Origin of the sequence: Amycolatopsis echigonensis (assembly GCF_014174495.1) — a bacterium.
Lineage (GTDB): Bacteria > Actinomycetota > Actinomycetes > Mycobacteriales > Pseudonocardiaceae > Amycolatopsis > Amycolatopsis echigonensis.
Genome location: NZ_JACJHR010000298.1, coordinates 1 through 226, shown reverse-complemented (window position 1 = coordinate 226; position 226 = coordinate 1). Strand labels below are relative to the sequence as shown.

The 226-nt window shown below is 72.1% G+C and carries 1 protein-coding gene; it reads left to right on the top strand.

From position 1 onward, the window contains the following. A partial coding sequence (locus tag H5411_RS46865) for a trypsin-like peptidase domain-containing protein (protein ID WP_246370578.1) occupies positions 1-226 on the top strand: 226 nt, incomplete at both ends.

Here is a 226-nt window from a genome sequence, read left to right as displayed (position 1 = left end):
GGCCAGGACCTGGGCAGCGGGGTCGTCCTGCGCCCGGACGTCGTGGTCACCAACCAGCACGTCGTGGGAACCCAGCGAGAGGTCACCATCGCCTACGCCGACGGCGCCCGCTCACCCGGCACCGTCCTGGCCACCGACACCATCACCGACCTCGCCGTCGTGCGCACCGACCGCAAGAACCTGCCCGTGCCGCAGTACCGCAACGACCTGCCCCGGCCCGGTGAAC